Source organism: Thermostichus sp. MS-CIW-38 (assembly GCF_054058415.1).
Genome location: NZ_JBSSAH010000004.1, coordinates 1 through 24,835, shown reverse-complemented (window position 1 = coordinate 24,835; position 24,835 = coordinate 1). Strand labels below are relative to the sequence as shown.

20 protein-coding genes and 1 pseudogene are annotated in these 24,835 nt (G+C 58.4%); 7 read left to right on the top strand and 14 right to left on the bottom strand.

Annotation, left to right across the window (positions count from 1 at the left end; all coding sequences use genetic code 11):
• Positions 1-10: 10 nt before the first annotated feature.
• Positions 11-970 carry an SGNH/GDSL hydrolase family protein gene (locus ACVWXZ_RS02370; protein ID WP_414390498.1) on the bottom strand — a complete coding sequence of 320 codons (960 nt, stop codon included), beginning with the start codon at positions 968-970 and terminating at the stop codon, positions 11-13.
• A gap of 160 nt (positions 971-1,130) precedes the next feature.
• Between ACVWXZ_RS02370 and ACVWXZ_RS02365 the strand changes: the two genes are divergently transcribed.
• From ACVWXZ_RS02365 to ACVWXZ_RS02350, 4 genes and pseudogenes are all read left to right on the top strand, one after another.
• Positions 1,131-2,420: an HD domain-containing protein gene (locus ACVWXZ_RS02365; RefSeq protein ID WP_457482100.1), complete on the top strand. Its 1,290-nt coding sequence runs from the start codon at positions 1,131-1,133 to the stop codon at positions 2,418-2,420.
• Positions 2,421-2,503: 83 nt separating this feature from the next.
• On the top strand, positions 2,504-3,679 hold the full coding sequence (locus ACVWXZ_RS02360) for a glycosyltransferase (protein ID WP_457482099.1): 1,176 nt from the start codon (positions 2,504-2,506) through the stop codon (positions 3,677-3,679).
• Positions 3,680-3,781: 102 nt separating this feature from the next.
• Positions 3,782-5,077, top strand: a complete 1,296-nt coding sequence (gene purD / locus ACVWXZ_RS02355; RefSeq protein WP_414332286.1) for a phosphoribosylamine--glycine ligase — start codon at positions 3,782-3,784, stop codon at positions 5,075-5,077.
• A gap of 409 nt (positions 5,078-5,486) precedes the next feature.
• Positions 5,487-5,670: pseudogene (locus tag ACVWXZ_RS02350) on the top strand (hypothetical protein); the annotation flags it as partial.
• Between the two features lie 52 nt (positions 5,671-5,722).
• Here ACVWXZ_RS02350 and ACVWXZ_RS02345 read toward each other — a convergent pair.
• The 11 genes from ACVWXZ_RS02345 to ACVWXZ_RS02295 form a co-directional block, all read right to left on the bottom strand.
• Positions 5,723-6,211, bottom strand: coding sequence for a nitrate reductase associated protein (locus ACVWXZ_RS02345; protein ID WP_414357823.1), 489 nt, complete (start codon positions 6,209-6,211; stop codon positions 5,723-5,725).
• Between the two features lie 24 nt (positions 6,212-6,235).
• The gene (locus tag ACVWXZ_RS02340) at positions 6,236-8,371 is read right to left on the bottom strand and encodes a molybdopterin oxidoreductase family protein (RefSeq protein ID WP_457482123.1); all 2,136 of its coding nucleotides are present in this window, start codon (positions 8,369-8,371) and stop codon (positions 6,236-6,238) included.
• A 108-nt stretch (positions 8,372-8,479) separates the two neighbouring features.
• A complete protein-coding gene (locus ACVWXZ_RS02335; RefSeq protein ID WP_457482098.1) occupies positions 8,480-9,013 on the bottom strand; it encodes a Uma2 family endonuclease in 534 nt (177 codons plus the stop codon).
• A 33-nt stretch (positions 9,014-9,046) separates the two neighbouring features.
• Complete coding sequence (locus tag ACVWXZ_RS02330) at positions 9,047-9,889, bottom strand: ABC transporter ATP-binding protein (protein WP_457482122.1); 843 nt, start codon at positions 9,887-9,889, stop codon at positions 9,047-9,049.
• Between the two features lie 38 nt (positions 9,890-9,927).
• Positions 9,928-11,919 carry a nitrate ABC transporter ATP-binding protein gene (locus ACVWXZ_RS02325; RefSeq protein WP_457482097.1) on the bottom strand — a complete coding sequence of 664 codons (1,992 nt, stop codon included), beginning with the start codon at positions 11,917-11,919 and terminating at the stop codon, positions 9,928-9,930.
• Positions 11,920-11,991: 72 nt separating this feature from the next.
• Positions 11,992-12,951 carry a nitrate ABC transporter permease gene (ntrB, locus tag ACVWXZ_RS02320; RefSeq protein WP_099834651.1) on the bottom strand — a complete coding sequence of 320 codons (960 nt, stop codon included), beginning with the start codon at positions 12,949-12,951 and terminating at the stop codon, positions 11,992-11,994.
• 145 nt (positions 12,952-13,096) lie between these two features.
• Positions 13,097-14,419: a CmpA/NrtA family ABC transporter substrate-binding protein gene (locus ACVWXZ_RS02315; protein ID WP_457388132.1), complete on the bottom strand. Its 1,323-nt coding sequence runs from the start codon at positions 14,417-14,419 to the stop codon at positions 13,097-13,099.
• A gap of 61 nt (positions 14,420-14,480) precedes the next feature.
• On the bottom strand, positions 14,481-16,028 hold the full coding sequence (locus ACVWXZ_RS02310) for a ferredoxin--nitrite reductase (protein WP_414357818.1): 1,548 nt from the start codon (positions 16,026-16,028) through the stop codon (positions 14,481-14,483).
• A 192-nt stretch (positions 16,029-16,220) separates the two neighbouring features.
• Positions 16,221-17,360 (bottom strand): CAP domain-containing protein, encoded by a 1,140-nt coding sequence (locus tag ACVWXZ_RS02305; protein ID WP_414330507.1) that lies wholly within the window; start codon positions 17,358-17,360, stop codon positions 16,221-16,223.
• A 16-nt stretch (positions 17,361-17,376) separates the two neighbouring features.
• On the bottom strand, positions 17,377-17,523 hold the full coding sequence (locus tag ACVWXZ_RS02300) for a hypothetical protein (RefSeq protein ID WP_187147246.1): 147 nt from the start codon (positions 17,521-17,523) through the stop codon (positions 17,377-17,379).
• Positions 17,524-17,811: 288 nt separating this feature from the next.
• Entirely contained in the window at positions 17,812-18,297 is a 486-nt protein-coding gene (locus ACVWXZ_RS02295; protein WP_011431703.1) for an ureidoglycolate lyase, read from the bottom strand.
• Between the two features lie 215 nt (positions 18,298-18,512).
• Here ACVWXZ_RS02295 and ACVWXZ_RS02290 point away from each other — a divergent pair, with 215 nt between their 5' ends.
• From ACVWXZ_RS02290 to ACVWXZ_RS02280, 3 genes are all read left to right on the top strand, one after another.
• Positions 18,513-19,304, top strand: coding sequence for a hypothetical protein (locus tag ACVWXZ_RS02290; protein ID WP_457482096.1), 792 nt, complete (start codon positions 18,513-18,515; stop codon positions 19,302-19,304).
• Positions 19,305-19,464: 160 nt separating this feature from the next.
• A complete protein-coding gene (locus ACVWXZ_RS02285; RefSeq protein ID WP_414331778.1) occupies positions 19,465-20,106 on the top strand; it encodes an ABC transporter permease in 642 nt (213 codons plus the stop codon).
• Between the two features lie 18 nt (positions 20,107-20,124).
• The gene (locus ACVWXZ_RS02280; RefSeq protein ID WP_457482095.1) at positions 20,125-23,133 is read left to right on the top strand and encodes an ATP-binding protein; all 3,009 of its coding nucleotides are present in this window, start codon (positions 20,125-20,127) and stop codon (positions 23,131-23,133) included.
• Positions 23,134-23,136: 3 nt separating this feature from the next.
• On the opposite strand, the gene ACVWXZ_RS02275 is transcribed toward ACVWXZ_RS02280, so the two are convergent.
• The gene (locus ACVWXZ_RS02275; protein ID WP_457482094.1) at positions 23,137-24,396 is read right to left on the bottom strand and encodes an ABC transporter substrate-binding protein; all 1,260 of its coding nucleotides are present in this window, start codon (positions 24,394-24,396) and stop codon (positions 23,137-23,139) included.
• Positions 24,397-24,455: 59 nt separating this feature from the next.
• Positions 24,456-24,835, bottom strand: a 380-nt coding sequence (locus ACVWXZ_RS02270) for a zinc ribbon domain-containing protein (RefSeq protein ID WP_457482093.1), incomplete at its 5' end; no start/stop codon positions are given.

Genomic DNA, 24,835 nt, shown 5'->3' with positions numbered 1-24,835 from the left:
GGGATCCTTCCTATTGTGCCGGCTTGTATCCATCCGTGAGAAAACTGCGGAGGGCAGACTCTGCCGCCGCATCTGGTTGCAGGGATCCCACCTCGCTAAAGGGAGGGCAGCGGGTTTGGGGAGGGAGCGGTTGCCGAAGGGCGCTCAAGAAGGCATCGGCCAAATCGGCGTAGCCCCGGTCGTTGGGGTGAAAGCCGTCGGCCAGCGGGCCGGGAAAGAAGGACTCGCGTCGGTAGGAGCGGGGATCGCAGAGCAAGTCCACCACCGGGATCCCCTGTTGGCTTAAGGGGTTGATGGCCCGTTGCGTGAGGCCAACCGAGATCAGGGAGAGCAGTTGGCGCACGCTGCTGGGTTGCTGCTGACCCAGAGGAATCAGGGCGAAGTTGGGCAGGTTGGCCACCGCCAGGCGAGCTTGAGGGGCACGGGCACGCACCGCTTGCAGCAGGGTTTGGTAATCGGCGGCGAATTGTCGGATCTGCTGATCGACGAAGGGCAAGGGATCCTCACCTTGGAGAGCCCGTTGAGCCGCCGCCAGAGCGATGGCGTTGGTATCGTTTCCGCCCACCCAAATGGTGATCAGGGTGGCATCGGGGGGAAGGCGCGGCACTTGATCCTGCAGCAAATTGGCCGGGATCCCCTGCCTCAGGGCTTGCATGGCGGGGCTGAGCACCGCTCCCGAACGGCCCAGGTTGATAAGCTCCACTGGGCCGGGCAGCAAGCGAGCCAGGCGGGGCACATAGCCCGTTCCATTGGGGCAGTCCAGGGGCTCTGAGCGCTGGGGTCGAGTGCCGGCGGCGTTGGCTGGGCCATCACAGGAAATGGAGGCGTTGTAGCCAACGGCATCGCTGGCTCCCAGGGCAACGTAGCGGGTGAGGGTGGGTGGGCTGGGCACAACAGGGGATCCAGAACTGGCAGAGCAGCCGGTTAGCCCCAAACTGAGTATCAAAATCAGCAGGGAGAGGAGGAACACCCAGCTGTCTTGTTGTCTTGGAGTCGAGTTTTCTGGGGTTCGGGTGCTGGCATCCTTTGCAGAGAGAGGCATGGGAAAGCGGGCATAGATAGGGCGAGGCGGGAAGCACCCCCAGACAGGCTAGCCAAGGATCCCAAAATTGGCGAGGTATGGTGGGAGTATGCCGCTACGGTTTTGCAAGTCCCGCACCTACCACGATCCCCTGCATGGCGCCATCAGCCTGAATGGAGGGGACGCGGTTGAGGCTCTGCTCATTCGCCTGATCGATACACCGGCCTTTCAGCGGCTGCGCCGCATTCGCCAGTTGGACACGGCCTTTTTTACCTTCCACGGGGCAGAGGGATCCCGCTTTACCCATTCGGTGGGGGTGCTGCAGGTAACGCGGCGGCTGTTCGACAAATTGGCCCATCGCCACCCGGAGCTGCGTCCCTATCGGGCGGTAACCTTGGCCTCGGCTCTGCTGCACGACATTGGCCATGCCCCTTTTAGCCATGCCGGGGAAGAGATCTTCGGCTGCCGACACGAGGTTTGGACGGCCCGCATTCTCCGGGAGGATCCCCAGGTGAGGACGCTGCTGGCGGAGTTTGATTCCCAACTGCCGGCCCAGATGCAGCAACTGCTGCAGAAGCAGTTTCCCCTGCCGCTGGTGGGGCAACTCATCTCCAGCCAACTGGACTGCGACCGCTTCGATTACCTGATGCGGGATAGCCTGCTCACGGGTGCCCAATACGGCCACCTGGACTTGGATCGCATCCTAACGGTGCTGGATTATGACCCGGAGACGGGATCCCTGTCCATCCCCGCCCGCAAAGGCCTGGGGGCCATCGAGCACTACCTGGTGGTGCGCTATTTCATGTACACCCAGGTGTACCAGCACCCCAAGAGCCTCTGTGCCCGTTTTATCTTGGAGCGGCTATTCAGGCGGGCAGAGGCGCTCCTGCAAAGGGGGGAGATTGAGCTGGATCCCATCCTCAGCGCCTGGTGCTGGGCCTCGCTGGCGGCCCAAAAAGGGGATCCCTTCGAGTTGCCGCTCCCCCTCTACTTGGCTGCCGACGATATCATCTTCAGCTACCCCATGCGCCTCTGGGCCATGTCGGGGAAGGATCCCATCTTGGCGGATCTGTCGCGGCGCTACTTGGAGCGGGATTTGTTCAAGGCCCGCAACATTACCCGGTTATCTGAGGAACAACGGCAAACCCTGGTGGCTGCCGTGCAAGCCAAAATGGTGCGGGATGGGCTAGATCCGGAAAGTTACTTGGGCATTCGCTCCGCCCATGTCCAGGGCTACAGCTTCTATGACCAAGGGATCCAGCTCAAAACCGAGCGTGGCTATGAAGAAATTGCCCATCTTTCCCCTTTGGTGCGTGCCTTGGTGGAAACCCAGCGCCAGGTCTGGCTAATCTTTCCCCGGCCCTATGGCGATATCGTAGAGGGGGTTTTGTCTGCCTAGAAAATCATTGGGCCATCCCAGAGCTAGAGCATTAGAGGTGGGAATCTGTTCCTGAGCACATCTAAACAACGAGGGAAGCAGGAGTGGGGATCCGAGAAATCCTAACGGGGGTATTGTCCTTAACAGCTTTGGCGATTGCCCTGGTGGCTCTGCAACTGAGGCGAGCGTTGCGGGCTTCCCCCTGGCTGAGGGATCCCCCGGCGGAACAGGCAGGGGAAATCGCGGCCGGGATGGAGCGGCTGGCGGTGATCGTGCCCGCCTACAACGAGGCCGAGAACGTGGTGGGCTGCCTGAGCAGCATTCTGGACAGCACCTCTGCCCCTTTACAGGTGTGGTTGGTGGACGATGAATCCACGGATGCCACCTGGGAGCTGGCCCAAGCCCTGGCTGCCGAACGGCAAGATCCGCGCCTACACCTGCTCAAGGGGGATCCCCGTCCCAAAGGCCAAAGGTGGGTGGGCAAAAACTGGGCCTGTGCCCAAGCCGTCGCCCGCGTAGAAGCCGACTACTTGCTGTTTCTGGATTGCGACGTGCGGCTGGGATCCGGTGCCATTGAAGCGGCCTTAGGACATTTGCTGGCAAGCGGCAGCGGCTTGGTGAGTGTAGGGCCGCAATTGGTGTGCGGTTGCCTGGCGGAGTGGCTGGTGCAACCCATCATGATGACCATCCTGGCGGTGGGTTACAACTTTGCCGCCGTGAACGATCCCGACAACCCCAAAGCCTTTGCCTTTGGCCCTTTCATGCTGTTTCGGCGCTCTGCCTACGAGCAAGTTGGCGGGCACGCCGGAGTGGCCGATGTGGTGATCGAGGATGTGGCCCTGGGGCAACGGATCAAAGCCCAGGGGTTGGGCCTGCGGATTTGCCTGGGAGGGCCGCGGGTGCGCAGCCGCATGTATGCCAACGGGGCTGCCCTTTGGGAAGGGTGGACCAAAAACTGGTTCCTGGGCCTGGAGCGCAACTGGGCCTTGGCGGTGTTGGCAATGGGTACGGTCTTGGGGATCTGCAGCTTGCCCTGGTTGGGGGTGATCCTGGCTGGGGCTACGGGATCCCTGGAGGTGCTGTTGGCCAGCTTGGCAGGGATCCTGGCCCAATTGGCCATCCGGCTTCTGCTCCGGCATTGGGCGCATCTGCCCCTCTGCTACTGGTGGCTAACGGCAGTGGGGGGTTGGGCGACAGCGGCCATCATCTTGGCTTCGGCCATCCGCACCACCACCGGCCGCAACTGGACTTGGCGGGGCCGTTCTCTCGCCGTCCACTGACCGGAGTGCGCCAACACCCCAGAAATGGTACAAGAACATGGTCTAATGGGGGATGTTCGGAAAACAGGCAAGCTGGGTTTAGAAACAGCGGAATAGCACACCATGCAGGCTCTGGTCATCGGATCTGGGGGGCGAGAACACGCTCTGGCCTGGAAGCTGTTGCAGTCTCCCCAGGTTACTCGGATCTACTGTGCCCCCGGCAACGGCGGCATGCAGCAGCTGCCCCGCTGTCAATCCGTGGCTTTGGCGGCTACCGACATTGAAGGCCTGGTGCGGTTTGCTACCGTACAAGGGATCCGCCTGACGGTGGTAGGGCCAGAGCTGCCCTTGGTGCAGGGGATCGTGGACGCCTTCCAGGCAGCAGGGTTGCCCATTTTCGGGCCTAGCCGCGCCGCTGCCCAACTGGAAGGAAGCAAACTCTGGGCTAAGCAATTGATGCAAGAGGCGGGGATCCCGACTGCTCGCGCTACCGGCTTTGCTGAGCTATCTGCCGCTGTGGCCTATCTCGACTCCCAGAGTTTCCCAGTGGTCATCAAAAAAGACGGACTGGCTGCCGGCAAGGGGGTAACCGTTGCCCAAAACCGGGAAGAAGCCGTGCAAGCCCTGGAAGCAGCCCTGGCCAAGCCGGGCGATCAGGTGCTGATCGAGGAGTTTATCCCCGGCCAGGAGGTGTCGGTTTTGGCTCTAACCGATGGCCAGATCTGTGTGCCGCTGCCACCTGCCCAGGACTACAAGCGCCTTGGCGAGGGCGATACTGGCCCCAACACCGGCGGCATGGGAGCTCATGCCCCTGCGGATCACCTGGTCACTCCAGAAGGGTTGGCCCGCATCCAAACCCAGATCCTGGATCCCACCCTGGAGGCTTTGCAACGGCGGGGCATCCGCTACCAGGGGGTGATCTATGCCGGTTTGATGATCACGCCCAGTGGGGATCCCTACGTGTTGGAGTACAACTGCCGCTTCGGGGATCCCGAAGCTCAGGTCATCCTGCCCTTGCTGGAAAACCCTTTGGACGAGGTGCTGCTGGCCTGTATAGAAGGACGGCTGGCCCAAATCCAGCTCAAATGGAAACCCGGCTATGCCGCCTGCGTGGTGATGGCAGCCCCAGGCTATCCCGATGCCTACGAGCGAGGGATCCCCATCTCCGGCTTGGATGCAGCTGCCACCACGGGGGCGTTGGTGTTTCATGCGGGTACCCGCCAGGCAGGCAAGCAGCTCCTGAGCGATGGCGGGCGCGTTCTCTGTCTTACCGGCCAAGGGGCAACCCTATCCGAGGCCCTGCGCCAAGCCTACGCAGCTGTGGAGCAAGTGCAGTTTCCCAAGGCCTACTATCGTTCTGACATCGGCAGCCACGCTCTGGGGCCTGCCGTCCGCCGAGGAGTGATCCCTACCCCATAAAGCCATCCCTTGCCCTCTCAGCTGCAGCCGGATGGAAGAAGCCCCAGAGGGGTCGCTCCTCCAGGGCCCATAAAGCAGCTTTGAAAAAAGCTTTGATGCTTAGACGATAGCGCTTTCGGTAACAAGACGGCAACAGTGATATCAAAAGCTCAACTTTACTTTAGATTCCTTAACAATAGCCCTCCGCTTTGACTAGGCACGGATATTGCTGAGCTGAGTCTCTCCCCTCTCGAGGGGGATCCCCCATTAGCCCACTTGAACTGTTGCGGACCCGGATCCCCTAGAGCAGGCATTTCCTCTCCCAGGGTGGAAGAGGGGTTGGGGGTGGTCGTCTGGGGCAGCGCATGGCAGAGGAGCATGACTCTAGTCAATAATAAGCTCAACTATACTGAAAATAATGTATAATATGTTCAGTACGGATTACTACCAGTTGATCTTTCTGTTTACTTTCGAGTCTGCCAACATGGTAGCCAAAGCAAAGCAGAAAATTGGTAGTAAGACGACACGGAAACTGCGCTTTGGGTATTCTACTCAAAGCTTTGCGGGATACCGCCATTCTGGTTGGAAACAAACAGAATGCTATCGCTGCATAGTTGAACAGTGATGTTCAGCAGTGTTCAGCGTAAATGTATCAGACTATCTCTCTCAAATAGATTCAGAGTAACTGCAATCACCATCCCTCGCCATCTTCAGGCCAAACTCTCGCAGAGCGGGCAAGAAATTTTTGTTTTCGTGATGGGATCGGCTCAACTTCAGCAAGGCAAATCTCTGGATATCGTGCAAGTTTCTCCAGAAATCGAGGGCAAGCCGGATCCCCAGGTCTTGAGCTTTTTGTTGGACAGCCATTGGGATCTGGTTGGGATTTTGCCATTCAGGCTGGGGGTCAATGGGAATCTCTTGCGCCTCTTCGTGGCAGATGGAGCGAACCAAATGGCGCAGATGGTTGCGGAGTTCTTCTAGATCCTGTGGAGATTCAGAGGGCCAATCAACACACTTCCGCCGCTCTTCTAAGGAAAACTTGGCCCATTGATGGAGCTTGAGCTTGATCCCGCACAAATCCAGCTTTAGGCGCAAGGTCATGGGGATGCATCGCAGAGAGTCGGCAAAATCTTGCTCAAACTGAAACAGAGTCATGGGAACCTCGATTAGGAACCAAATCTAGAGTTGAGGGGATTGCTTGAGCGATGGATCGGCTTTCTCAAGAGCAACGGCGCAGGCTTTTAATTCCGGCTGTCCGGAATCGGGACAACTGATGTCATGGGTGAGGGCATTACACTCAGCTTGTTCTGCCCAGAGGGATCCCCAGTGCATGGGTACAAATAGCGTACCGGGAGCAATGTTGGCAGTTATCTTGGCCGGGAAATAGGCCCGCCCGCGGGCAGAACGCACCTGAACCCAATCCCCATCTTGGAGGCCCAGCTTTTCCGCATCGCGAGGATGGATTTCAATAAAGGGTTGGGGGTGCATGTGCTTGATTTTTTCAATCCTGCCGGTGCGGGTTTGGGTGTGCCAATGGCCGTAAAGCCTGCCCGTGGTTAATACGTAGGGAAACTGGGGATCCGGCGGCTCTGCTAGGCCACGGGAATGGTGGGGGATAAAGCGGGCGCGGCCATCGGGGGTCGGGAAACGCCAATCTGTGTAGAGGCGAGTGGACTTAGGGGCCGAGGTTCTTTCTTTGGGATAAGGCCATTGCTGAGGGCCTTGTTCTGCCAAAAGGGCATGGCTGAGGCCGGAGTGATCGCAGAGGCGATTTGCGGTAAGGGCGGCAAATTCTGCATAAACCTCTGCCGCGGTTTGGAAGGAAAATTGCGCTTCAAAGCCCAACCTGCGCCCCACTTCAGCAAAGATCTCCCAATCGGGTCGGGCTTCGCCAGGGGGGTCTCGAAAGGCTTGACAAAGGGTAACCCTGCGCTCGGAGTTGGTCATCACCCCGGTTTTCTCGCTCCACTGGCAGGCGGGCAAAAGCAAATGGGCATATTCTGCCGTTTCTGTAGGGTAATAAGCCTCTTGATAAACAGTAAAGGGAGACTTTTTCAGGGCTTTTTTGACCCGTTCCAGATCCGGAAAGCTCACCAAAGGATTAGTGGCCACAATCCAAAAGAACTGCAGGGATCCGGTTTCCAGAGCGGCAATCATCTCGGTAGCCCTCAGCCCTGGGTGGGGGGAGATGGAGCCGCTGGGCAAACCCCAAGCCTGCTCCACCTCTGCTCGATGCTGGGGATGGCTCACCAGCCGATATCCCGGCAGCAGATGAGATAACCCCCCCGCCTCTCGACCACCCATGGCATTGGGCTGGCCGGTCAAGGAAAAGGGGCCCGTCCCCGGTCGGCCAATTTGCCCGGTCAGGAGATGCAGGTTGATTAAGCTGGTGATCTTGGCGGTGCCCTCACTGGACTGGTTTAGGCCCATCGACCAAAGGGAGAGAACCCTTTGGGATCCCTGCCAAAGCTTGGCTGCTTCGATCAAATCCTCGGTGGCAATTCCGCAGCGCTGGGCCACAATCTGCGGCTCATAATCGGCCAGCAAAGCTGCATATTCGGCAAAACCTTGGGTGCAGCCCTCGATAAAATCGGTAGCCATTGATCCCCACTTCAACAGCAAATGGGCAATCCCATTGAAAAGATCGATATCCGTACCGGGGCGAATTTTTAAGTGGAGATCGGCAGCTTCTGCTGTCTGAGTGCGCCGGGGATCCACGACCACCATTTTGAGGGGGGATCCGGGCTTGTGCCGCTTCTTCAAGCGATTAAAAAGAATGGGGTGGCACTCGGCGGTGTTGGTGCCCACCAGAAAAGCCAGATTGCAGAGATCGAGATCCTCATAGCAGCAGGGGGGGCCATCGGATCCCAGGGATTGGGTGTAGGCCGAGACGGCTGAGGACATGCACAGGCGCGAGTTGGTGTCGAAATTGTTGGTTCCCAGACAGCCTTTCATCAGCTTTTGAGCAACGTAATAGTCTTCAGTGAGCAACTGCCCCGATCCATACATAGCCATGGAGTGGGGGTTGTCTTTGAGGCGGCGCAGCCGAGAAACCATCTCCTCAAAAGCCTGATCCCAAGAAATGCGGCGAAAGGGCTGGCCCAAGCTCTCCCGAAACAGGGGAGAGAGCAGCCGATCTCGACCAACTGCCTCCAGGATCGTGGCCCCCTTTACACAGACCATCCCCAAGCTGGAAGGATGCTCCCGGTCGCCTCTCATTTTCCAGTCACCTGAGGCTGTCGAAACCGCCTCCAATCCACATCCCACACCGCAATAGGGACATAGGGTTTTGATGACAGCTTTTTCCGACTCCATCGCGGTCACCATGAGTTGGGATCCCTATTAAACGCCCAATTCTCTCGCATTTTGGATCCCTTAGCTGAGAAGAGCGGCAACTTGGATCTCCAAGCCAGGTAATACAACCTAGCTCTTGTCAGTGTCCTGTTCAGCTAGCCAAAGATGGCCATCTTGAGTTTGGATAAAAACGTATTTGCTTCTGGGAAAAATCAGCCAGACTTCCAGTACATCGGAGCTGAGATACTCTTGGGCTTTCAAGAAAATGTCCTCTCCAGAGTCGGTTGGGGAGAGGATCTCTCCAGTGAGGGGATAGCTCTGCAGCAGCGCGGCAATATCTTCTCCAAATTGCTGGATTAAATCTGGAGACAGGTAGGCAACATCAGGTCTTCTGACTTTGCCTGTCGTTTGGCAGGGAGCCTCCACCAAAACCATGCCTCCCAATTGCTGATGTTCGACATAACCGGCCCAACGGAAGAGAAGTCGGGTTTGGAGCTTTGCATACCCTAAGGTTTGCCCCACTTTCTCCACAATGTAGCCATCTACCCATTTGGTTTGGGCAACTGGATTGGCCAGATAGTCGGCAAGGGTTTTGGACAGGGTAGAGACCCGCTTCTCCATTGGGAGATCGGTTGGAGCTACCTGAACCGGAGCAGCGGCCATCAACTTCCCTCCCCAAGCGTTTTGATTCCTAGCTTAATCCTCCCTATGGGCAAAGCGACGATAGAGGAAGTCAAGGGCGCGGTTGCGCAATTCGTAGAACTCGGGCATTTCCATAATGCGGGAGCGGATGCGCGGCCGCTCGAAGGGAATGGTCAAGATCTCGCCGATATGGGCAGCGGGGCCGTTGGTCATCATCACCACACGGTCTGACAAGTAGAGAGCCTCGTCGATGTCGTGGGTAATCATCAAAACTGTGCAGCGGTGATCCCGCCAAATGGCCAGCAGCTCATCTTGTAGATCTTCCTTGGTAATGGCATCCAAGGCCCCAAAAGGCTCATCCAAGAGCAAAACTTCTGGACGAACGGCAAGAGCACGGGCAATGGCAACCCTTTGCTTCATGCCTCCAGAAAGCTGCTTGGGCCGCTTGTGGGCTGCCTCTGCTAAACCTACCAATTCCAGATGTTCTTGAACAATTTCCCTTTTTTCCCGCCGGGATTTGTTTGGGTAAACCTGATCCACCACCAGATAAACATTTTCAAAAGCCGTCAGCCAGGGCAAAAGGGAATAATGTTGAAACACCATCATTCGATCTGGCCCTGGGGAAGTGATGGGCTGGCCCTTGAGGGTAATGGATCCCGAAGTGGGAGTCGAAAAACCCGCCACCATGTTGATCAAGGTGGATTTGCCACAACCGGAGTGGCCGATAATGCAAACAAACTCACCGGCGGCCACTTCCAGATTGATATTTTCCAGCGCAACGAAGGGCCCTGCTGAGGTGAAGTAGGTCTTGCCCACATTCTGAAGACAAAGAAGGGGCAGTCCTGCAACCGGAGAAGCAGAAGATAGCGGTGAGGAGAACGTGCGGGAGCTGGTCATCATGGTGTTTTCCAATCGAGAGTTTAAGGTAACAAAAGCTAAACTTCGCTGAGCCGGTACTCCTGCAGCTTCAGATCCTGCCGGATGGCCACCGACTCCAGGTAAGCAACGGGATCCTCTCCGTCAAAGCGGGATCCATCGCCAAAGAGTAAAGCTCCGCGGTCGTGGGCCCGATCCGGAAGGCCCAGTTCTCTGGCGGCTAGGGCGTAGGTTTCGCTGTCCAGAACTTGGTCGAGAACCGAAACCCAATTGCGGGGAAAAGCGCAGAGTCCCCAGCGAGCCATTTGCGTCAGGATCCAGAGGTGTTCCAACCTTTCCGGACAGGTGTTGCGCCCGTTGGCAAACTGGTGAAAACCGGTGAGGGCTTGGGATTCATCGGCAATTCCCCGCTGCAGGATGCCCGTCCACCCCGGCTGCAGATCCTCCAGGGCCACGCCCACATACTGGGGCTGAGCCAGCCACTCCAAGATCTCAGAACGGTGCTGCGGCTGATCGCAGTAGTGACAAGCCTCCAGTAGTGCCTTGACCAGAGCTACATGGGTGCGGGGGTAGTTTTGCGCCCAATCCTGGCGCACTGTCAGCACTTTTTCAATGTGGCTGGGCAAGATTTCGGGAGTGGTGGTGACGATAAATCCCAACTGTTCCCGCACGGCGCGGGAGTTCCAGGGCTCGCCCACGCAGTAGCCATCGATGTTGCCGGCCTTGAGGTGGGCCACCATCTGCGGCGGCGGGATCACCGTCAACGTAACGTCCCGATCCGGATCCACCCCCCCACCGGCCAGCCAGTGCCGCAACAGGAAGTTTTGCATGGAAGCCGGATGAACCACTCCCAGGGTGTGGACTGTGTCGGGGGTGTGGTTGAGGTATTGGCGAAAATCCGCCAGGCTTTGAACGCCTCGCTCCAAAAGTCTGCGCCCGAAGGTAATGGCGTTGCCGCCGCGGGAGAGGGTTAGCGCGGTAATCAAAGGCACCGGAACTCCCCCTACTCCCAAGGTGGAAGCCAACGGGATCCCGGCCACCACCATGGCCGCATCCAGCCGACCGGAGCGGATCCCTTCCCAGATGGTCTTCCAGCCTGGCTCTCGCACCAGGGTGACCTGCTCCAGGCCGTACTTTTGAAACAGGCCCTTTTGCTGGGCCACCACCAGCGGGGCGCAGTCGTTGAGGGGCACAAAGCCAACCTCCAAATTGACCTTCTCCAGGCCGTGTTTGGCAATGGCCACGCGAACAGGCGTTTTTTGGCGAGCCCGCTTTTGCTGGTTGAGAAAGTAGATCATCTCTCCCCGCAGGCTGTAGTAGTCGGGGTGACGCACCACTTCCAAACGATGGCGGGGTCGAGGAAAAGGGATCCGCAAAATCTGGCCAATGCGGGCCTCCGGGCCATTGGTCATCATTACCACCCGATCCGAAAGCAGCAGCGCCTCATCCACATCGTGGGTAACCATGACACAGGTGAGCTGCTCCGCCTGGGCAATCTCCATCAGTTGCTCCTGCAGGTTGCCGCGCGTCAAGGCATCCAGAGCGCCAAAGGGCTCATCCAACAGCAGCACCCGCGGACGGATGGCCAAAGCCCGGGCAATGGCTACCCGCTGTTTCATCCCTCCTGACAGATGGGCCGGTCGCTTGTCGGCTGCCCCCTGCAACCCCACCTGGCGGATGTGCTCTTCCACAATCCGGCTTCGCTCTGCTTTGGGAAGGGATCCCAGCACCTCGTCCACAGCCAGGGCAACGTTCTCCCGCACGGTCAGCCAGGGCAGCAGGGAATAGTTCTGAAACACCACCATGCGATCCGGGCCGGGATCCGTAACCTGTCGGCCCTCCAGGAGAATGCCCCCTCGGGAAGGCTTTTCCAGGCCGGCGATGATGTTGAGTAGGGTCGATTTGCCACAGCCAGAGTGGCCGATCAACGAGACAAATTCCCCTTTTTGGATCTCCAGGTGGATGTCTTTCAGGACAGGGTAGATCTCTCCGTTGTCGAGGAGAAATTCCTTGTCGACATGATCCACTTCAATGTAAGGCTGGGTCTTCATGATTCCCCTGAGATGATTTCTGAGAGCATGGAGAAATTGTCAGCAACCAATCTAAAACTCGGCCAAGCTCATTTAGCGATCCTCAGCCACCACCAGCGAGCCAATCCAAGCTGTGATGCGATCCAGCAGAAGACCCACCATCCCGACATAGATCAAAGCCAGAATGATTTCGCTGATGCGGGAGCTATTCCAGGCATCCCAGATGAAAAATCCAATGCCCACACCGCCAATCAACATTTCCGCTGCCACAATGGCCAGCCAAGACAAGCCCACCCCAATGCGCAAGCCGGTAAAAATATAGGGCACAGTTGCCGGGAAAACGATTTTGAAAAAGTACTTCCAGCCGGACATGCGCACAATTCTGGCCACGTTGCGGTAGTCCTGAGGGATCTGCTGTACGCCGACAACAGTGTTGATCAAAATGGGCCAGAGGGCCGTAATGAAGATTACAAAAATGGCGGAAGGGTTGGCATCTCGAAAGGCAGCCAAAGAAATCGGCAGCCAGGCCAAAGGCGGCACCGTGCGCAGCACCTGAAAAATGGGATCCAAAGCCTCGTACAGCCAGCGATTGACCCCGATGATCATGCCGCCCACAACCCCCACCAAGCCGGCCAGGGCAAACCCAATGAACACCCGCCGCAAGCTGGCCCAAATTTGCCAGAACAGCCCTTTGGCATTGCCGCCATAGTCAAAAAAGGGATCTTTAATGAGGGGATCCCAGGTGTCCTGCCAAACTTGGAGAGGCGTGGGCAAATTGGCTCCGGGACGGCTGTAGGCAATTTGCCAGAGAACAAGCACTATTAAAATGGCCGTGGTGGGCAAAAGAACGCGGCGCAGCACTTGGTGGATTTGGACTCGCTGCCTCCAAGCAGAAGAAGATGCAGAGCTGGCCGGGGAGTGGAGCCCGGCATTGGACTGAAGAACAAAGCCTGGGCTGGTTTTCAGCAGCCAGTGGCCTAGGCCAACCAGTAGGGGAAGCAGGATCCGAAAGAGGTGGTAGCCCAACTGTAGGGCAGAGTGGAAAATCCTCATGGCTTGCTGGGAGTAAGGTTGAAGTCAACTTAAGAGGATCCCAAGAGAGAAGGGGTTTCAGGTGAACACTCTTTGTGGGGATTCGGGGATCCCTTCTCTCCTGGACAGAGGGTTTGCAGCTAACTTGCTGGGGAAAGTTGGGAAATTAGGCCAGCTTCTTAATCGCCAATTTCTCCAGGTAGGCGGCAGGATTTTCGGGATCGAACTGCACCCCGTCGAAGAAGGTTTCCACTCCTCGAGAGGTGCTGGGGGGAATGGCTGCCCCCTGACCAATGGCTTTGGCAGCTTCTCGCCAGAGTTCTTCCCGATTCACCCGCTCCACCAAGGCTTTGGTATCGGTGTCGGCAGGTAGGTAACCCCAGCGAATGTTTTCGGTCAAAAACCAGAGATCGTGGCTCTTGAAGGGGTAGGAAGCGTAGTTCTGCCAGAACTTCATCAGGTGGGGGCTGTTTTCAACGACCTTGCCGGTGCCGTAGTCAAAAGTGCCCCGAGAACGGCCCAAGATATCGGGCACAGGCACCCCCAGCCAGCGGCGGTCGCCGATGATGCGACACATCTCCTCTTTGTTTTCCATCTGGTCGCACCAGATCTGGGCTTCTAGCACCGCTTTCAACAGGGCAAGGGTGGCTTTCGGGTGCGCATCCACCCAGTCGGCCCGCAGGGCAAAGGCCTTTTCCGGGTGGCCGTTCCACAGCTCGCCGGTGGTGAGGGCACTATACCCCTCTTTTTGGTTCACCAGCTGGGCATTCCAAGGCTCGCCCACACAGAAGGCTTCCATGGTTCTGGATTTCATATTGGCCACCATCTGCGGCGGCGGCACCACAATGATGGAGACGTCGCTAGTGGGATCGATCCCGCCTGCGGCCAGCCAGTAGCGCATCCATAGGTCGTGGGTGCCACCAGGGAAGGTCATCGCACATTTGGGATCCCCGCCGGCAGCTCGGACCTCGGCAAACTTGGCCTTGAGGGGGGAACTATCCAGGCCGATTTGCAAATCCCGATATTGGTTGGAAATGCTAATGCCCTGACCGTCCAGATTGAGACGGGCCAAAATGTACATAGGCACCGGCTTGCCATCGGTAACTTTGCCGGTGGTGATGAGGTAGGGCATGGGGGTGAGGATGTGTGCCCCATCGATGCCGCCGGCGGCGGATCCCAGCACCAAATTGTCGCGGGTGGTGCCCCAAGAGGCCTGCTTGACCACCTCCACGTCCTTCATGCCGTACTTGTCAAAGAACCCCTTTTCTTTGGCGATGATCAGGGGGGCCGCGTCGGTTAGAGCGATGAACCCCAGCTTGGCGCTGGTGGTTTCGGGAGTATCGGCCTGCGCCACCCAGTAGCCTTTGCCCAAGGATTGCGATTGGGCGCGCGGGATCCCAGCCGTGGCCGCCCCAGCCGTGAGAGCAGCCACCCCGGCCAAAAATTGCCGACGGGAGACGGGAGAGGAAGTGCTGAACAGCTTAGACATCGAAACCTCCAAGATTTACAACGACGAAGAAAGAAAAACTTTCAGGACGGCAACAGAACCGCTAGCGGGTTACCAAAACAGAAGCCTGGGCGGCGGACGGATGCTGACGTGGCTTGGCCCCAAAGTGTTCAATGAGCAGCTCCACCAAGACCGGCTTGAGGTCTTCGCAAGGGATCCCTTTGCGCACGCATTCGCCCAGCTTGGCGTCTTTGCCCACCTCTCCCCCCATGTAGATGTCCACGGCCTCCACCACCCTGCCGTCCTTGCGAGCAGTGGTGCCCATAAGGCCGATATCGGCTACTTGGGGTTGGCCGCAGGAGTTGGGGCAGCCCGTCCAGTGGATGCGCACCGTTTGGGGGATCTCCAGCTCCGCCTCCAGCTCCTCCATCAAGGCCACAGCCCGGTTTTTGGTCTCGATAAGGGCAAAGTTGCAGAACTGGTTGCCCGTACAGGACACCAACCCCCGCTGCAAGGGCCCTGGGTTGGGGGAGAACTTCTTCAAGAGCGGCTCTTTGAGGAGCGGGGCCACTCGGGAGTCGGGCACATTGGGGATGAGCACGTTCTGCTCCACCGTCAGCCGCAGCTCTCCGGAGCCGTACACCTCTGCCAAGCGGGCCAGCTCCATCATCTCCAGGGCGTTGAGCCGCCCCACCGGCACATGCAGGCCGACAAAGTTGAGGCCCGGCTGCTTCTGGGCATGCACCCCCAGCAGATCCCGCTTGTGCCAGACCACCTCATCTTTTTCCGCTGCCCTGAGCAGAGGGTGGCCTATCTGGCGCTCCACAGCCGCCCGGAACTTCTCTAGGCCCCACTCGTCAATGAGCCACATCAACCGCGCCTTTTGCCGGTTGGCCCGCAGGCCGTGATCCCGGTAGACCAGCAGCACCGCCTCACACAGGGGAACTACATCCCGGGGATCCACCCAGACATCTAGGCCAATTGCCTCGGCGCAGCGGCGAGCAGAGAAAAAGCCGCCCACCAGGACGTTGAAGCCCAGGCGGCCATTTTTGAAGGCGGGCACAAAGGCCAGGTCGTTGATCTCCGCATGCACGGAGTTGTCGCGACAACCGCAGATGGCGATGTTGAACTTGCGCGGCAGGTTGCTGAAGGAAGGGTTGCCCTCGCCGTTGTTGGTGATCATGTCCTGCACCTTGCGGGTGAGACCGCGCACATCGATCAGCTCATCCGGGTCAATACCAGCCAGAGGGGATCCCGTGATGTTGCGCACGTTGTCCATGCCCGACTGGATGCTGGTCAGGCCTACCTCCTTCAAGTAGCCCAGGATCTGGGGCATTTCCTCGATGGGGATGCCCCGCAGTTGCAGGTTCTGCCGGGTGGTGATGTCGGCTACGCCCTGTTCTCCATAGGGGTGGATGATTGCGCCCAACATGCGCATTTGGCCGCTGGTTAGGATCCCATTGGGCAGGCGCAGCCGCAGCATGAACTGACCTGGGGTGCGCTTGCGAAAGAAGATCCCCAGCCACTTGAGGCGGTGATCCCGGTCGTCTTCAGGAATGTTCTCCCAACCCATCCGGGCAAACGCCTCCAGCTCGGCCTTGACCGCCAGCCCATCCTTTTCGCTTTTGAGGCGTTCAAATTGGTTCGCCATGATCGCTGCTGTGGGGTGAACACTGGCTACTCTAGCGATGACGAACTGTTAACTTTGGTATTGGCAGTTACACTCTGTAACAGGTTATGCAGTTTTGTCATTCTCGAATTGCGCTTTATGCATAAAGTCAGGCTTCCAGGAGCAGCAGACCCCTCTTTCCCCTTTGGGAAAGGGGCTGGGAGTGAGGAAAAGCTAGTTGAGAGGGTTGAAAGAGTTGAAAGGCTCCATCTGCCAGAGCAGACGGGGCGGGATCCCCAGCCCTTCGGTGAGGGGTGCGGGCCGTTGGGAAGTTTGGGGATCGCAGTCGTAGAGAGCGGTGGTGTAGCGGTAGCTGCGGGGGGGGCCGCCGTTGAGGCGAATGCCGCTAATTTCAAAGGTGTAGTTGCGATTGGGCTGGATCGAACCCACGGAGTAGGTCAAAGTTTCCAGGCCAAAGGCGGGATCCCCCACGCGGAGATCTCCAACAGGCACCGGCTCGCCGCTGAGGGCATCGGTGATGCGGACTTGGGCTTGGCTGAGATCAGCCTTGCCGCCACGGCTGGGCACCGAGAAAGACCAGCGGTAGGCAGACAGGGGCTGGCCGGAAAACCCTTCTAGGCGGTAGAGGTAGCCGTCTTTCTCCGGGAAGGCGATGAACTCTGGATCTGGCACCGACTCGTCAAAACCGAAGATCCAGTTGGCGTTGGCCTGGGTCACCCGTCCAGCCCGTGGGTCAAAGACAATGCCGTAGGCCCCCTGGGCGTACTGAGGATACAGGTTCCAGCGGCGATGCCCCACATCCACAAAGTTTTCTCGACCTGGCTCGGCAAAATAGATGTCCACCTGCCGCGCCAACACCCGGCCTGGATCGGGGCCGTTCAGCTCTAGGATGGGCCCAACCGCCAGGTTGCTGAAGCGGGATCCCGCCTCCCCAGCAGGGGTAAAGCAGCGCCAAGAAGGGGGCGGCTGGTGGCTGAGAGTACCATTGGCTACCTGCATCAAGGCCGCTTGCTGGGCGGCTTCTAGGAACTGAGGATTGAGCTTCACCGGCGGTAACTGGTGCAACAGCCGTAGAAAATTCAGCCGATCCATCATCTTTTGGGCTGCTGCAGGCGTAAGGCGACCGGGGTTGCAGGTAGCAACCTGGGGCTGTTCGGCGTAAATAGGCCCCGTGAAGCTGCGGGTCTGGCGATCCAACCGGCACAGGAAGCTGGCAATCGGCACTTCCCCTGCCCGCGGTGGCTCCATCGAGGTAGGGGATCCTCCACAGGCCGCCAGCAGACAAAGACAAAAGATCCCCGCGATCCTCAAAGCCCAAAGCTGAACCAACTTGGGCAACCGCTGCAAGGGCATGCAAAAACCAGCCGAATTATGAGCCGGTGGGGGTGGGGGTGATGCTGGGGGGGCTGACGGTGCTGCTGCTGCTCTCGCCACAAGCAGGCAACAAGCCCAGACAGGCAAACAGGGCTAAGGCCGCCAAAAGCTGGTGGGTCACTTTGGGTTGCAACGTAGCCATGACAACAAACCTCCCAAATGCTGTTGGGTTTGACCCTGTTCTATCACCTGGCCAGGTGGGTTACAGCACCAAGATCCATGGCGACAAGGGTATAACTTAAGCCCAAGTCAAGGAACGCTCACCCAAGTCGGCTACATCCACTAGGGATGACATCGAAGCCCACTTTTTCTCTCCACCCATAGTGGAGTACGGATCCCCACAACTCTTCTTGCGCTCAAGCGAAAGATTGCTGTGATCAATGATCAATGCTGCTTTTTGCCCGATTGATAAGGGATCCCCAAAAGCTTGTCAGGGGGTGATCTGGAACTCCAGGTTGTAGGTTTGGAGTAAGTTTATGGTTTCGTGATCGGTGATGTTGGTGTCGGCCAGCTCCAAGTTGTAGAAATCGATGAACTCTTCGTGGTCAAAATAGGGGCCGGCATGCCAAGTGCCCATCTCCAGCTTGATAAAGCGATCCCCAGGCACCCGAAAGGCTTGAATCTGATCGACGTGCAGCTCATCGGCAGGGGGTGCAACACCAATAAACCACTCCTTGCCATTGAGGGATCCCAGGCACTGGGTGCAGCGGATGTGGTGGGTGATCTGAGTAAACTTGAGGCCGCGGCGAGGCAAGCGCATGATGTAAAAGCGGGGCTGCCCTTGATTCAAGAACAACTGAGCATCTTGACTGTCGAAGGGTTTGTGATCGGGAGTGGGGCAAATGACCTGTCCATAGGGGGCAAAGTTTTCCGGTTCAGCGAGATGGGCCTTCAGTTGGCGCAATTGGCTGGTCACCCTGCTCTTCTCCTTTGCGTTTGACGAGCTGTCTTGTGTCTCACTGTTGCCCTACAACGTGAGCACGAGGGCGTGAAGACGCAAACAGCCCAGCGAACCCCATTCTATCGAGACTTGGCCAGGCAGCTTCCCTTCTGGGAAGGGATCCCTGAACAAGCCCAAGCTGCTCAAGGTCGCAAGTACAATGGGAAAACTTCCCAGCCTCAGCAGAGCAAATGGCGATGCAGCGGGACTTACAAGAGCTGATCATCTCCCCAGCTCAAGTTGAAAGCCTCTCTCAAGTGCCGGTGGCTTGGTTGTATCGGCCTCAGCCCGTTCGTCGCTTTAAGGATCGCCTGCGCCAGTTCTCCGCTTTCTGGGATCTCCTACGCTTGCTGGTGACGCTGGACTTGTTCTTGCGTTTCTTGACCTTCTGGACAGGGGGATCCCTACTTACCCTGGTGGGGCGGATTTGGATCCCTGGCCTACAGGCCACTTGGGGCACTTGGCTGGTGGAATGGGGGATCCTGGCGGCTATTGCCGCCCTGGGCCAAGCCTATTGGATTTTCCGCAGCCGTCGCATGCCGCTGCTGTTGAACTTGCTGGGGGAAGTGGATCGCTACAACCGAATCATCCAGGCCATCCACGTCAACGACCAGTTGGTGGAAGCGGGCAACCCCGAGGTGAAGCTGGCCCAGAGGGCTGAGGTGATCGAAGCCCTGAAACTGACCCGGGCCGATCTCATCCGTGCCTTGAAAACCGAACGGATCTTGCGGCAAAACGAAGACCTGATCGAGCAGCAGAGCGAGTTCTTCGGCGATAACTTGGCAGCGTTGACGGCCCTACAGGTGAGCGAGCAGGCCAGCGAACAGGGGCGAATCCTGGAGACTGCTTTACAGATTGCTCTGCAGGTGCGCTCGCAAATCCGCCGCTTACAAGAGCGAGAAGCCAACCACCCCCCAAACAGGGATCCAGACAAGATTGAGAAAGATCAGCAGGATAGAGATGGCAACTCAGATGGGCAGTGACTGCGTCTCCTTGCATCCTGGGGTTCTAAAGAAACAATTTTTTTCTGGGGTTTTATGACGCTCTGCACTGTCAAGAAAGGACTCCGTCCCGCTGGCGCGAACGGCTGAAGGCGCTACACTGGGGCTTGTCTTGGATCCCTCGGTCATCTGCGCACCTTTGATGAGCCTTTTGGCCCGCTCCCTGGCCTACGCCCAGAACCACAGCGACACGCTGTTTCAAGCCTTCGTCCAACACCTGCAACTGGTGGCGGTGCCTTTGGGAATGGGGCTGCTGTTGGGTTTGCCGCTGGGTTTTTTCAGCTCCCGCTCCCAGATGCTTTCTCTGGTGGTGATCAATGCGTTTAGCAGCCTGCGGGTGATCCCCAGCTTGGCCATTTTGTTTTTGGCTATCCCCTATTTCGGCCTCAGCTTCCGTTCGGCAGTTGTCGCCCTAACCCTTCTGGCGTTGCCCCCCATTCTGATCAGCACGGATGTGGCCTTCCGCAGCCTTGAGCCGGCCCTGCGGGAAGCTGCCCTGAGCATGGGCATGACCCCTGCCCAGGTGTTGCGACATGTGGAGATCCCCTTGGCTTTGCCGGTGATCCTGGCCGGTGTTAAAACGGCTACCATTGAGGTGATTGCCAGTGCTACGCTAGCAGCGTTTATCGGCGCGGGAGGGCTGGGTACTTTTATCACCCTGGGGTTTGCTCTCTATGACAACGCTATCTTGCTGGTGGGGGCGGTTCCAGTGGCCCTTCTGGCTATTGCGGCCGAGATCGGCCTTGGCACTCTGCAGCGGGCTTTGGAACCTCCCCAAGCCTGAGGTTCTGTGAGGGATCCCATGCCGTCTTCCTCTAGTTCTTCTGAAGTGCGATCCCGTTGGCCTGGCCGCTCCATTCCTTTGCGGGTGGCGCTGCTGCTGCCCCTAGTGCTCTCAGTAGCAGGGGGAGTGGGGGGAGTGGCCTATCTCTCCTGGCAGGGCGGGCGACACCTGGCGCTGCGCTTGACGGAGCAACTGAGGCGGGAAGTTACCGACCGCACCGAAGAGCATCTTGCCAGATATTTGCAAATTCCCCTTCAGATCAATGCCCTCAATCAAGGGGCAGTGAGGGGGGGGCTGCTGCCCGATTTGACAACCCCCAGCCCAGCCGATCTAGAGGTGCTGGAAGCTCACTTTGCCCGCCAGTTGCAGCCATTTCCTGAGCTCAGCTATGTCGGCTTTGTCTCGGCTCAAGGGGGGTTTGTGATCGCCCGCCGCCACGCCGACGGATCAATTTGGACTTACCATACACCCGGCCTCTTGCCGGGATCCGCCCAGGGCTGCCAACGGGATCCAGAGACAGGGGATCCCACAGGGTTCACTCGCCGGTTGGGCTTTGTGGATCTGAGGCAGTTGTTCTGGTTTCCCCAGCTCCCGCAGCCGGAAGGGATCCGCGACACTTGGGTGGTAACCCGATTTTTTGCGGAGCTTCCTGCCCAGGATCCAGAGCGGCTGATCCTGACGTCCCTATCCCTGACCGACTCGGGGGGGCGGGTTTACGGCAGCTTATTGGCTTCCCTGTCCATTCAGCAGCTTCAGGCTTTTCTGGAACGAGTACAAGGCAGCTCTGCTGTGGGGGTGAGCTTTCTGCTGGACGAAGAGGGGCAAGTGGTGGCCAGTACGGCGGGGCCTGCTCCCCACCCGCTGCTGGTGGCCGTGCAAGAGCAGGTGGGCTCCTGGGGGACGGCCTCTTCCCAAGATTCGCTGCGCCTCAAGGTCGGAGGGATCCCTTACTGGGTGGAGGTGGAGTCCGTTCAGAGTGAAGGGAGGCTGGGCTTTTATTTTGTGCATGGGATCCCAGAGGCAACCCTTCTGGCCGAAGTCCGTCGGAGCGCCCAACAGGCTGCGCTGCTGGGGGGTGGGCTATTGCTGAGCATGCTGGGGACAGGGATCCTCCTCGGCGAAGCCCTCTTGCGTCCCCTGCGCCGCCTCACCCAAGTAGCCGAGCAATTTATACACAGCGGTTTCCAGCCCTGGCCTCCTTTGGATCCCGGCCCCATCCAGGAGGTGCAGACGCTAACCAAAGCCTGGCAGCAGGCGGCAGCAGCTCAGCAGGCCCTGCTGGATCGTCTCTGGCAGCAGCAGCAAGAATACCGCGCCGTGGTGGAACAGCAGACGGAGCTCATTTGCCGCTTTCGGCCCAATGGGCACATCACCTACGTCAACTCTGCTTTATTGCGTTTCTTCGATCATCGGGTAGAAGAAGTGGTGGGCCGAGCTTTGTGGGATCTGCTGCTGGAAGAAGAGCGGGAGGTGGTGCTGCAGGCTTTTGCCGCCCTCACTCCCGAAAGCCCTTGCTACAGCAACGAGCGGGAGTATCCCGGAGAAAACGGCCAGTCCCGCTGGATTAGCTGGGTGGATCAGGGCATTTTCGACAGCCAAGGCCGCCTGGTGGAGATCCTGTCGGTGGGGCGGGAGATCACCGAGCAGAAACGGGCAGAACAACAGTTGCAAGCCCTCAACCGGGAGCTAGAAGCCCAGGTGGAGCTGCGCACGGCCAAGCTGCAGCAAGCCTTGCATTTTGAGGGGGTGCTGCGCGCCATCAGCAGCCGGATGGTGGTCAGCCTAAACGAGGGGGAAATTCTTGAAGAAGTGGTCAGAGCCCTTGCCGAGGCACTAGGCCTAACCTGCTGCCAAATCCTGCTGCTTTTAGAAGATGGGTCAACCTGGATCCCTGGCTACTGCTACTCCCCCCTTCTCTCTTCTGATGCAGCTCAGGGCGACAGGGCGGATCCCTTGCATGGCCGAGACTACGCCAGCGACCCGGAGTTCCTGCGCCTGCTGCAGTCCCATTCTTCCTCACAGCAGAAATGGAAAATCCACTGCTGTTGTCGGAAGGAAGGACGCTGGGTGCGGCTGCTGGCCTGCACCCTTTGGGACAAAGAGAAGCGGCTGGGAGCTTTGCTGTTGGAGCGGCTGCCGGAGCAAGAGTTTTCCGAAGACGAGATTCAACTGGCCTATCAGGTGGCCAACCTATGTGCCCTGGCCATTCGCCAAGCCCGTTTGTACCAAGCAGCCCAAGCGCAGGTGAAGGAATTGGAGCGGCTGAATCTGCTGAAGGATGATTTCCTCAGCACCGTCTCCCACGAGCTGCGCACCCCCATGACCAATGTGCGCATGGCCTTGCAAATGCTGCAAATGACCCGCGATAACCCCGAGAAACAGCGGCACTACTTCACCATTGCCCTGAAAGAGTGCAACCGGCAAATCGAGCTCATTAACGACCTGCTGGATATGCGACGGCTGGGAGCCGGGACGTATCTGCTGCAACCAGAGAATATTTTTCTGCCGCGGTATTTACAAGATTTGCTGGACGGGGCTCAGCCTTTGGCCCAAGCCAAACATCAACACCTGCAACTGCACCTGGAGGCAGGGATCCCCTCGCTTTGGGCCGACCCCACCTGCTTGGGGCGCATTCTGCGCGAGCTGCTGCACAACGCCATCAAGTACACGGCCCCCGAGGGATCCATCCACCTGCGGGTTGTCTCAGAAGGAGAGGGGATCCTCTTCGTCTGCAGCAACAGCAGCGAGATCCCAGAGCCAGAGCTGCCCCGCATCTTTGAAAAGTTTTACCGGATCCCGCAATCGGATCGCTGGAAGCACGGCGGCACCGGCCTGGGGCTGGCTTTGGTGAAGCAACTGGTGGAGCATATGGGGGGGAATATCTCCGTCAACAGCTCGGATGGATGGACGCATTTCCAAGTTTGGTTGCCCCAAGGTGAGGATCCTGCTCCGCCATTGCCCGGCCCACCCCCAATGTCAGAAGACCTCCCCTTTTGGAAAGAGGCTGGGGGTGAGGGGCATACCTGACCCCTATCCCGGCAAGACTTGTTGCTGCCAGAGGGCCTCCAGTTGCACCGTGTATTCGGAGTTCACGATGGGCACTGCCCCGGCAATGGCCTCTTGAATGGGGATCCCGGCGGCAGCCTCCAGTTGGGCAAAAGCTGTTTGGTAGTCGGCAGACAACCGGCTGACATCAATGAGCGGCAGATCCCCCCAGACCTCCGGCTTGAACTTTTCCAGCTGCCCCTCCGGGCTGGCCAAAACCTCCGCCAAGACCATCGCCCCCCAAGGATTGGCCGCATTGATGGGAATGGCCGTGAACGAGGGATCGATCAAGCTGGTGCCCGGGATCCCATAGGGGGTGGTGCTGGGGGGAAATTGGCCGTTGCCCTTGCGTAAGATCACCTGATCGATAAAGGTGGGGATGAGCCACACTTCGCCGTTGGCAAAAAGCTCCGCCAGGCGGGCAAAGGTGGGCGGGTAGGTTTGGCCCTGTCTCCACAGGAAGGGATCCAGCTTTCTCAGGTATTCCACCAGGGCAGGGGATTGTCGCGCCCAGAGATCGGCATCGAAGTCCGGCCCGCTGTACTGAGCATAGCCCCCGGTCACGCCGTAGAAGGCGCTCAACAAAAAGCGGCTGCCATGAAAATCCGGCGGGGCCACGTAGGTAAATCGCCCTGGGTTGGCCTCTGCCCAAGCCAACAGTTCGGCGTAGCTCTGGGGGGGATTGGGTACCCGTTCGGCATCATAGGCCATCAAAAAGTAGTTGCCGGTGTAAGGTGCAGAATAGCCCTCGGTGGGCAGGCCAAAATCCGTTGCAATATCGGCGGGATCATAGAAGGTCAAGCTGGGCAATTTCTCAGCAAAGGGGCCGAAGAGCAAATTCCCCTGCTTGAGGGTGCGGAAGTTGTTGCCATTGATCCAGATGAGATCGATGCTGCCGCCGCTGCGCAGCCCGGCCTGTACCTCCCCAATCACCTTGTTGACTGCTTCAACGGTATCCGTGAGCGGGATCCGGTTCAAGCGAATGCCATAACGCTCCTGCAACTGGCTTCTCACCCAGCCATCCACAAACCCATTGATGGCCTCACTGCCGCTCCACATGGCCCAGTTGACAGAGCTGCCCCGCGCCCGCTCCAGAATGTCTGCCCAGCTCAGGGATCCCAGATCCACCGTGTTCTGGGAGGTGTTCTGGGCAAACGGAGAGCTTTGACTCAACGCCCAAGCCCCCAGGGATCCCAGGCCAGCCAACACCTGCCGCCGCTTCCAGAAAACGCTTTTGGGTTGCATAGCCTTGCCACCATCCCCATCAAACTTTCAGGTTCCAGATTCAACTTAAACTGATACATTTACGCTGAACACTGCTGAGCATTACTGCTCAACGGTGAAGCGATAGCATTCTGTCCGTTTCCGAACAGAAAGGCGGTATCCCGCAAAGCTCTGAGCATAACACCCAGAGCGCCTTGCCAATCTCGCGGTAGCCTATGGTTGCACTTTGGGCATCTAAACACCTTTGCGCCACCTAACCTCGTGTGGATGTGCCCGCACTTGGTACAGGTTTTGCTGGTGTACGCTTCCGATACTTCCACGACGACCACGTTTTTCTTCTTGGCTTGAAACTTCAGGAACTGCTTGAACCGATAGTGCGCCCAGGTGAGCATCGCCCTTGCTGTCTTGCTACCAAACTTCCTCCCTGCCTTGGCAACCATCTTGGCTGACTCGAAAGTGG

What these genes read in the sequence shown, in the direction of transcription:
- ACVWXZ_RS02365 (WP_457482100.1), top strand. Translation starts at nt 1,131, where the DNA reads ATGCCGCTACGGTTTTGCAAGTCCCGCACCTACCACGATCCCCTGCAT.
- purD (WP_414332286.1), top strand. Translation starts at nt 3,782, where the DNA reads ATGCAGGCTCTGGTCATCGGATCTGGGGGGCGAGAACACGCTCTGGCC.
- ACVWXZ_RS02345 (WP_414357823.1), bottom strand. Translation starts at nt 6,211, where the DNA reads ATGACTCTGTTTCAGTTTGAGCAAGATTTTGCCGACTCTCTGCGATGC.
- ACVWXZ_RS02340 (WP_457482123.1), bottom strand. Translation starts at nt 8,371, where the DNA reads ATGGAGTCGGAAAAAGCTGTCATCAAAACCCTATGTCCCTATTGCGGT.
- ACVWXZ_RS02335 (WP_457482098.1), bottom strand. Translation starts at nt 9,013, where the DNA reads ATGGCCGCTGCTCCGGTTCAGGTAGCTCCAACCGATCTCCCAATGGAG.
- ACVWXZ_RS02330 (WP_457482122.1), bottom strand. Translation starts at nt 9,889, where the DNA reads ATGACCAGCTCCCGCACGTTCTCCTCACCGCTATCTTCTGCTTCTCCG.
- ACVWXZ_RS02325 (WP_457482097.1), bottom strand. Translation starts at nt 11,919, where the DNA reads ATGAAGACCCAGCCTTACATTGAAGTGGATCATGTCGACAAGGAATTT.
- ntrB (WP_099834651.1), bottom strand. Translation starts at nt 12,951, where the DNA reads ATGAGGATTTTCCACTCTGCCCTACAGTTGGGCTACCACCTCTTTCGG.
- ACVWXZ_RS02315 (WP_457388132.1), bottom strand. Translation starts at nt 14,419, where the DNA reads ATGTCTAAGCTGTTCAGCACTTCCTCTCCCGTCTCCCGTCGGCAATTT.
- ACVWXZ_RS02310 (WP_414357818.1), bottom strand. Translation starts at nt 16,028, where the DNA reads ATGGCGAACCAATTTGAACGCCTCAAAAGCGAAAAGGATGGGCTGGCG.
- ACVWXZ_RS02305 (WP_414330507.1), bottom strand. Translation starts at nt 17,360, where the DNA reads ATGCCCTTGCAGCGGTTGCCCAAGTTGGTTCAGCTTTGGGCTTTGAGG.
- ACVWXZ_RS02300 (WP_187147246.1), bottom strand. Translation starts at nt 17,523, where the DNA reads ATGGCTACGTTGCAACCCAAAGTGACCCACCAGCTTTTGGCGGCCTTA.
- ACVWXZ_RS02290 (WP_457482096.1), top strand. Translation starts at nt 18,513, where the DNA reads ATGGCGATGCAGCGGGACTTACAAGAGCTGATCATCTCCCCAGCTCAA.
- ACVWXZ_RS02285 (WP_414331778.1), top strand. Translation starts at nt 19,465, where the DNA reads ATGAGCCTTTTGGCCCGCTCCCTGGCCTACGCCCAGAACCACAGCGAC.
- ACVWXZ_RS02280 (WP_457482095.1), top strand. Translation starts at nt 20,125, where the DNA reads ATGCCGTCTTCCTCTAGTTCTTCTGAAGTGCGATCCCGTTGGCCTGGC.
- ACVWXZ_RS02275 (WP_457482094.1), bottom strand. Translation starts at nt 24,396, where the DNA reads ATGCAACCCAAAAGCGTTTTCTGGAAGCGGCGGCAGGTGTTGGCTGGC.